Origin of the sequence: Stenotrophomonas sp. 1278 (assembly GCF_029892765.1) — a bacterium.
In the GTDB taxonomy this organism is placed as follows: domain Bacteria; phylum Pseudomonadota; class Gammaproteobacteria; order Xanthomonadales; family Xanthomonadaceae; genus Stenotrophomonas; species Stenotrophomonas indicatrix.
This window is the reverse complement of the sequence record NZ_JARXWD010000006.1, coordinates 200,071-207,033: the sequence shown is the minus strand read 5'-3', so window position 1 is coordinate 207,033 and position 6,963 is coordinate 200,071. Positions and strand designations below refer to the sequence as shown.

At 65.5% G+C, this 6,963-nt stretch carries 5 protein-coding genes and 3 tRNA genes; 6 read left to right on the top strand and 2 right to left on the bottom strand.

Going from position 1 to position 6,963, the window contains the following annotated elements:
- The first annotated feature begins 187 nt into the window (after positions 1–187).
- The 5 genes from thiD to M2299_RS08725 all read left to right on the top strand — a co-directional run bounded on the left by thiD (position 188) and on the right by M2299_RS08725 (position 2,231).
- Positions 188–997, top strand: coding sequence for a bifunctional hydroxymethylpyrimidine kinase/phosphomethylpyrimidine kinase (gene thiD / locus M2299_RS08745; RefSeq protein WP_025879449.1), 810 nt, complete (start codon positions 188–190; stop codon positions 995–997).
- Entirely contained in the window at positions 994–1,920 is a 927-nt protein-coding gene (locus M2299_RS08740; RefSeq protein ID WP_280884210.1) for an alpha/beta fold hydrolase, read from the top strand. The genes thiD and M2299_RS08740 overlap by 4 nt, the downstream gene beginning before the upstream one ends.
- A tRNA-Arg gene (locus M2299_RS08735) sits at positions 1,911–1,987 on the top strand. Before M2299_RS08740 ends, M2299_RS08735 begins: the two co-directional genes overlap by 10 nt.
- 58 nt (positions 1,988–2,045) lie before the next feature.
- Positions 2,046–2,122, top strand: a tRNA-Arg gene (locus M2299_RS08730).
- Positions 2,123–2,154: 32 nt separating this feature from the next.
- Positions 2,155–2,231: transfer RNA gene (locus M2299_RS08725), tRNA-Arg, on the top strand.
- A gap of 641 nt (positions 2,232–2,872) precedes the next feature.
- Here M2299_RS08725 and M2299_RS08720 read toward each other — a convergent pair.
- Positions 2,873–3,793, bottom strand: a complete 921-nt coding sequence (locus M2299_RS08720; RefSeq protein WP_025878941.1) for a LysR family transcriptional regulator — start codon at positions 3,791–3,793, stop codon at positions 2,873–2,875.
- Between the two features lie 140 nt (positions 3,794–3,933).
- On the opposite strand from M2299_RS08720, the gene M2299_RS08715 reads away from it, so the two are divergent.
- Positions 3,934–4,635, top strand: coding sequence for a pirin family protein (locus M2299_RS08715; protein ID WP_025878940.1), 702 nt, complete (start codon positions 3,934–3,936; stop codon positions 4,633–4,635).
- Positions 4,636–4,689: 54 nt separating this feature from the next.
- On the opposite strand, the gene M2299_RS08710 is transcribed toward M2299_RS08715, so the two are convergent.
- A complete protein-coding gene (locus M2299_RS08710) occupies positions 4,690–6,885 on the bottom strand; it encodes a TonB-dependent siderophore receptor (protein ID WP_280884209.1) in 2,196 nt (731 codons plus the stop codon).
- Positions 6,886–6,963: the final 78 nt, after the last annotated feature.

Sequence of the window (6,963 nt, the reverse complement as noted above, 5' to 3'; positions counted from 1 at the left end):
TGTCCGCGCCATGGATGGCGCGGCCAAGCCTACAAGGACGTACTTGCGGCGTCCCCGCAATCCGACACCGCCCCGCCTCCCCCGCAGAAATCCAGAGCCGCTGTTGCTGTTGCCCCGGCTTCTGCCGGTGCCGGGCGCAGCCCGGCAGGCACTACCCCCTGGCAAGGCAGCACGGCACAATCGCTGCATGAGCCCGACCACCCCTGTTTCCGCCCTGACCATCGCTGGCTCCGACTCCGGCGGCGGCGCCGGCATCCAGGCTGACCTGAAGGCCTTCGCCGCGCATCGCGTGCATGGGCTGTCGGTGATTGCCGCACTGACCGCGCAGAACACCCGCGGCGTCCGCGCCGTGCACGTGCCACCGATCGACTTCCTGCGCGCGCAGATCGAAGCCTGCTTCGACGACTTCGACATCCACGCGGTGAAGCTGGGCATGCTGGCCAACGCCGAGGTGATCCACGCGGTGGCCGATGCACTGGAACGCCATCGACCACCGCACGTGGTGCTCGACCCGGTGATGGTGGCCACCAGCGGTGCGCGCCTGCTGGAGGACAGCGCGCTGCAGGCAATGCGTCAACGGCTGCTGCCACTGGCCACCCTGGTCACCCCCAATGCACCCGAAGCGGAGCTGCTGGTCGGCCGCAGCATCGCCAATGGCAACGACGCAGAGCGGGCCGCCGCCTCGCTCCTTGATCTGGGCGCCGGTGCAGTGCTGCTGAAGGGGGGGCACCTGCACGAAGGCAACCGCGTGGTCGACCGCTACTTCGACGGCGTCAGCAGCGAAGAATTCATCCATGCCCGCCTGCCACTGGATGCGCATGGCACCGGCTGCACGCTAGCCTCGGCCATCGCCGCGCAGCTCTGCAACGGGCTGAGCCTGGCCAATGCCTGCGAAGCCGGCATCGACTACGTAGCGCGCGGATTGCAGCAGGGCTATGCGCCCGGCCGCAGCGAGGTGCTGGTACTGGACCACTTCGGCGCGGCGCCCCACGCATGAGCGATTCGCCACGCGCGCTCACCGTGAACAGCGGCGATGGCCACCGTTTCGACGTGATCGCCTGCGTGCCCGCACAGCCGCTGGCACGGCTGTTGTGGCTGCCGGCGCTGGGCGTGGCCGCGCGCCACTACGTACCGCTGGCGCAGGCACTTGCAGCCAGGGGCGTGGCGGTCTACCTGCACGAATGGCGTGGCAATGGCAGCAGTTCGCTGCGCCCGTCGCGCAGCCAGGATTGGGGCTACCGGCAGATTCTCGACCACGATCTGCCGGCCAGCCAGGCCCTGCTCGCCGATGCCGATGACGCGCAGGAGGTACTGCCATGGATCATCGGTGGCCACAGCCTGGGCGGGCAGCTGGCCTGCGTGCACGCCGGACGCCAACCACAGGCGTTCGATCGATTGTGGCTGGCCGCCAGCGGTACACCGTTCTGGCGCACGTTCCCGCCACCACGCGGTTGCCTGCTGCCACTGATCTATCGCTTCCTGCCGTGGATCGCGCGGCGCCAGGGCGTGCTGCACGGGCGCCGGCTGGGTTTCGGCGGCACCGAAGCACGCGGACTGACCGCCGACTGGGCACGCGTAGGGCTGAGCAATCACTACGCCGCCGCAGGCATGGACGAGGACCTGGATGCGCAGATGGCGCGCGTGCACGGCAGTGCGCAGGCGGTGCTGATGGAAGACGATTGGCTGGCGCCAAGCGGATCAATGCAGGCGCTGCTGGCGAAACTGCCGAATGTCGCCTCGGAATTACGCGTGCTTTCTGCGCAGGAGCTGGGTACGCAGGCCGATCACTTCGCGTGGATGAAACACCCGGAGGCTGTCGCAGAGGCGTTTTTCATTCAGTTGGGTGAAAATTTTCACAAAAGCGTTGACGACTCGCGCCGACATCCGCATAATTCCGCTCCTGTCGCAGGGCGCCCGTAGCTCAGTTGGATAGAGTACCTGGCTACGAACCAGGCGGTCGGGAGTTCGAATCTCTCCGGGCGCACCACTCGACAGACCTTCAGCATCCGCCGCTGGAAGTGCAGTAAAATTTGATTGTGTACCGCGCGCCCGTAGCTCAGTTGGATAGAGTACCTGGCTACGAACCAGGCGGTCGGGAGTTCGAATCTCTCCGGGCGCACCACACACGATCAACACAATAAGTTTATGTAATTGGCGCCCGTAGCTCAGTTGGATAGAGTACCTGGCTACGAACCAGGCGGTCGGGAGTTCGAATCTCTCCGGGCGCACCATTACACCGAAACAGCAGGCCTCGGCCTGCTGTTTTTTTATGTGTGTTTTTTGGCAGGGCTGCGCCCTGCACCTGCAGAAGCCACTGCGCAAGCAACAGCAACAGCTGGCATTCCGTGGGATGGCGGGGCGGTATGGATAGGCAGGACACGCCGTAAACCCATCCATGGGGGATCGATGGCGCCATCCATGGCGCCAACGGTCCTGCCTACCCATACCGCCCCGCCCCTGACAGATCACCGCGATCTGCAGTAGATCCACGCCGTGCGTGGATGACTCCATTGAATTCGAATATTTCGACAGTTGAACGAAGGACATCCATGCTTGGCGTGGATCTACGTGTCGACCAAGGTCGACACCCACCAAGAGCAGGCCAAGAGCAGGCCAAGCCATTCCGGCAGATCGCGAAAATCTGTCGAAGGCGGGGTGGGTCCGGTTGCGGGAGTGTCCGCGGCATGGATGCCGCGGCCAAGCCCCCATGGACGGGTTTACGGCGTCTCCCGCAACCGGACCCACCCCGCCTCCCCACAGGAAACCAGCTTCTGCTGTTGCTGTTGCTGTTGCTGTTGCTGTTGCTATTGCTGTTGCTGTTGAGGTTGCCGGCCAGCGGCCGGCACTACTGCAGGTGCAGGCCTGCCGAACCCTACCCCTCTGCCATCGCCTGCCACCATTGCGCCAGCAGCTCCGGCCGCCGCAGGCGCTCGCGCCACCAGCGCAGGGCCGCGCCATCTTCGCCGGTGCGCCAGGCCAACCAGAAGGTCTCTTCCGGCTTGTGCTCCTCGACCTCGCGGATCACCAGCTGGCCGCGCGCCACCGCCGCGCGCGCGCAGGGCTCGGGCAGGAAGCCGAATCCCAGCCCCTGGCACTGCAGCTTCAACTTGCTGGCCATGTCCGGCACGGTCAACGTCTCCTGGCCCATCAACAGCCCCACCGTTCGTGGCAGCAGCCGCCGCGCCGAGTCGGACACGGCGATCGCGCAATACGGCGCCAACTGCTCGCGGCCCAGCACACCCGGTACGGACGCCAGCGGATGCCCGGGTGCCACCGCAAACACAAAATCAACGCTGCCCAGCGGCTCGACCACGTAGCCCCCGCCACTGGGGCCCTCACCGGGAGCCGCGACCAACAGGTCGGCGCGCCGGTCCAGCAGCGCTTCCCAGGTACCGGACAGTGCTTCGCCAAACAGGCGCAGCCGGGTGGGCGCCGCCACCTCGCGGAACGCGGCGATATCCGGCCCCAGCAGCCAGGTCGGAAATACCGAATCCACCGCCAGGGTCAATTCCGCCTCCCAGCCCGAGGCCACCCGCCGCACCCGCAGCTCGAGCTCCCGGGCCGCACGCAGCAGGTGCCTGCCCTCCTCCAGCAGCGCGCGCCCGGCCTCGGTCGGCTCTGCCCGCGGGCCGATCCGGTCGAACAGCTGCACCCCCAGATCCTCTTCCAGCTTGGCCACGGTGTAGGAAATGGTCGAAGGCACCTTGTGCAGGGCCTTGCCGGCGCCGGCAAAGGAGCCTCGGCGGTCGATCGCGTCCAGGATCTGCAGGGCATCGAGGCTGAGCTTGAGCATTCGAAATTTTCGATGATGGCTGTCAAAACTATCCGTTTTTCAAACCCAAGGTGCAAGCGGATACTTCTCTTCAACGGGGAAACACAGCGGCTACCCGCCCACCCCGCCCCATCGAAACCATCGAACAAGGAGATTCCATCATGCTGCAGATCCGCAAGAGCGCTACCCGTGGCCTGGCCGAGCATGGCTGGCTGTCCTCGCGCCATACCTTCTCGTTCGCCAGCTACTACGACCCCCGCTATGTGAGCTTCGGCCCGCTGCGGGTCATCAACGAAGACAAGGTGATCGGCGGCCAGGGTTTCGGCACCCACAGCCACAGCAACATGGAGATCGTCTCCTACGTGCTGGGCGGCGCGCTGGAACACAAGGACTCGATGGGCACCGGTTCGGTGCTGCGCTACGGCGACGTGCAGCGCATGAGCGCAGGCAGCGGCGTCAGCCACAGCGAGTTCAATCATTCGGCCAGCGATCCGGTGCATTTCCTGCAGATCTGGATCTTCCCGGAGGCCGAGAACATCGCGCCGTCGTATGAGGAGACCCACTTCACGCCGGAGAGCAAGCGCGGCCAGCTGCGCCTGATCGCCTCGCCGGATGGCGCCGATGGTTCGCTGCACATCCATCAGGATGCGCGCATCTTCGCCACCATCCTCGATGGCGAGCAGAAGCTGCACCACGCCCTGGCTGCCGGCCGCGGCGCGTATGTGCAGGTGGCGCGTGGCCAGCTGCAGGTCAATGGCATCACCCTGGAAGCGGGTGACGCACTGCAGGTCAGCGACGAGGCACAGCTGACCCTGGAAAACGGCAACGACGCCGAAGTGCTGGTGTTCGACCTGAAGCTGTAACCAGCATGCCCGCGATGCCATCCGGCATCGCGGGCATGTCCTGTTGCAACGCGATCAGAACCTGTACGTCACTGCCAGCCGCACGTTGCGCGGCTCGCCCCAGGTGTAGGTGCTGTACCAGCTGAAGATCGTGTAATAGCGCTTGTCCAGCAGGTTGTTGACGTTGACCGTGGCCGACAGGCGATCGTTGAACTGGTACCGGGCCATGGCATCCAGCAGCCAGTACGGCTGGGTGCGATGAACCACCGACGTGCCACTGGCCGGGTTGGTGATGTCGCCGAACGTGGAGTCCTGCCAGCGCGCACCGCCACCGACAGTCAGGCCCTGCCAGTCGCCGCGCAGGCGGTAGCTGGTGTGCAGGCTGAACTGGTTTTCCGGCTCCAGCGTGGTCACCTTGCTGCCGGCCTGGCGGGCGATCTTGTGCGCAAAGCCGCCCTGCACCTGCCAGCCCTCGGCCAACTGCCCGGACATCTCCAGTTCGTAGCCCTTGGTGCGTACGCCCATCAGTGCGCGATAGGCATCTTCTCCGTTGGGCGTTTTGCCGCCTGTAGGCTGGGCGAAATTGTCCTGGTCGAGCTGGAACAGTGCCGCGCTGGCATTGAAGCGGCCATCGAGGAACTCCGCCTTCAGGCCCATTTCATAGCTGCGGCCTTCCAGCGGATCCAGTGCCTTGCCCTGTTCGTCGCGTTCGCTGTGCGGCTTGAAGATGGTGCTGTAGCTGGCGTAGACCGAATAGTGCTGGCCAAGGTCGTAGACCACGCCGGCATAAGGCACGAACACGCCGGTCTCGCGCGTCTGCGGCGAACGGTAGCTGGCCAGGCGGCTGCCGACGATCACCTTCAACGGGTCGGCCACGTCGAAGCGACCGACCACGTACAGGCCGTTCTCGCGGGTCACCTCATTGTTGCCATAACCGCGCTGCCATTCCGGCTCCGGGATGTCGCCCTTCCAGCTGTTGTAGTCGGCAACGGCGGTCGGGTACCCGGGCTGCGGCGAATAGCCGGTGTTGGTCCAGCGCTTGCGCGAGGCACTGCCGCCGACCACCAGTTCATGCTGGCGACCGAACAGGCCGAAATTGCCGCTCAGATAGAAGTCGGCCGCGTTGCTGACCGTCTTGCCGACGTACTTGCCCAGCCACAACGAGACGCCTTCGCCGGTGACCGGATCGGGATTGCCACCGGCCGCACCGGCCAGTGCCGCATCGTAGCCGTTGACCTGATGGTTGAGCTGCAGCTTGGCTACCCAGTCGTTGTCGAAGGTATGTTCCAGCGTGGCAAAGCCGGTGCGCACGTATTGGCGCCAACCGCTCCAGTGGGTGCCGTTGTTGAACGAGCGCGGCATGTCGTTGAAATTGCCCTGGCTGTCCAGCAGCGGAATACCGCCCCAGGTCGAGCCCTTGGGATCGCTCTCCAGCACGTCGCCACCGACTGTCAGCAGCGTGCGTTCGCCCAGATCGGCTTCCAGCACGGCATAGCCGACCTTGCTGGTGCGCTGGTAGAAATCCAGATTGGAATGCTTGTCCTGCCAGGCACCTACCGCGCGCCCGCGCACGCGGCCATCGGCGGTCAACGGTCCGCCGACATCGACTTCGGCACGGTAGTCGTCCCAGCGGCCGACCCCCAGCGTCGCACTGCCAGCAAATTCCTTGCCCGGCTTCTTGCGCACCAGGTTGATGGTCGCGCCGGGGTCGCCCATGCCGGTCAGCAGGCCGGTGGCGCCCTTGAGCACTTCGATGCGGTCGTAGATCGCGGTATCGCTGAGCGTATTGCCGGCCGAGTACGCCGAGTCGCGTGACATCGGAATGCCGTCGTACTGGAAGTTCTGCACGGCAAAACCACGTGCGTAGTACTCGGTGCGCTCACTGTCGTAGGTGACGATGCTGATGCCCGGGGTCACCCGCATCACGTCATCGATGCCATCCAGACCGAAGTCGTCCATCTGCGCACGGGTGATCACGCTGATGGTCTGCGGGGTCTGCCGAGGGGTCAGCACCAGGCGGGTGGCGGTGGCGATGGTACCCGGCGTGTACGCGCCGCTGCCCTCGGTGATGGTGCCCAGCTGGTTGGCGGTGACCTGTACGGTCTGCAGCGTCTGCGAGGGCGTCTTGCCCTCTTCTTCAGCCGGCGCCGATTGCGCCGAGGCGGCGCCGGCAGTGGCCAGTGTGGTCAGCAGAAGACCATTGGCAAGGGCCTTCGCCAATGGGCGGCGACGCAGGGACAGCACGGAAAAACGAACAGGCACAGACGACACGACGGGACCTCCACGAAGGGGTGGGATCCTCTGGCGGCGGCTCGAGGGGAAGGGGGAAATGCGGCCAAGGGCGGCCGG

What these genes read in the sequence shown, in the direction of transcription:
- thiD (WP_025879449.1), top strand. Translation starts at nt 188, where the DNA reads ATGAGCCCGACCACCCCTGTTTCCGCCCTGACCATCGCTGGCTCCGAC.
- M2299_RS08740 (WP_280884210.1), top strand. Translation starts at nt 994, where the DNA reads ATGAGCGATTCGCCACGCGCGCTCACCGTGAACAGCGGCGATGGCCAC.
- M2299_RS08720 (WP_025878941.1), bottom strand. Translation starts at nt 3,793, where the DNA reads ATGCTCAAGCTCAGCCTCGATGCCCTGCAGATCCTGGACGCGATCGAC.
- M2299_RS08715 (WP_025878940.1), top strand. Translation starts at nt 3,934, where the DNA reads ATGCTGCAGATCCGCAAGAGCGCTACCCGTGGCCTGGCCGAGCATGGC.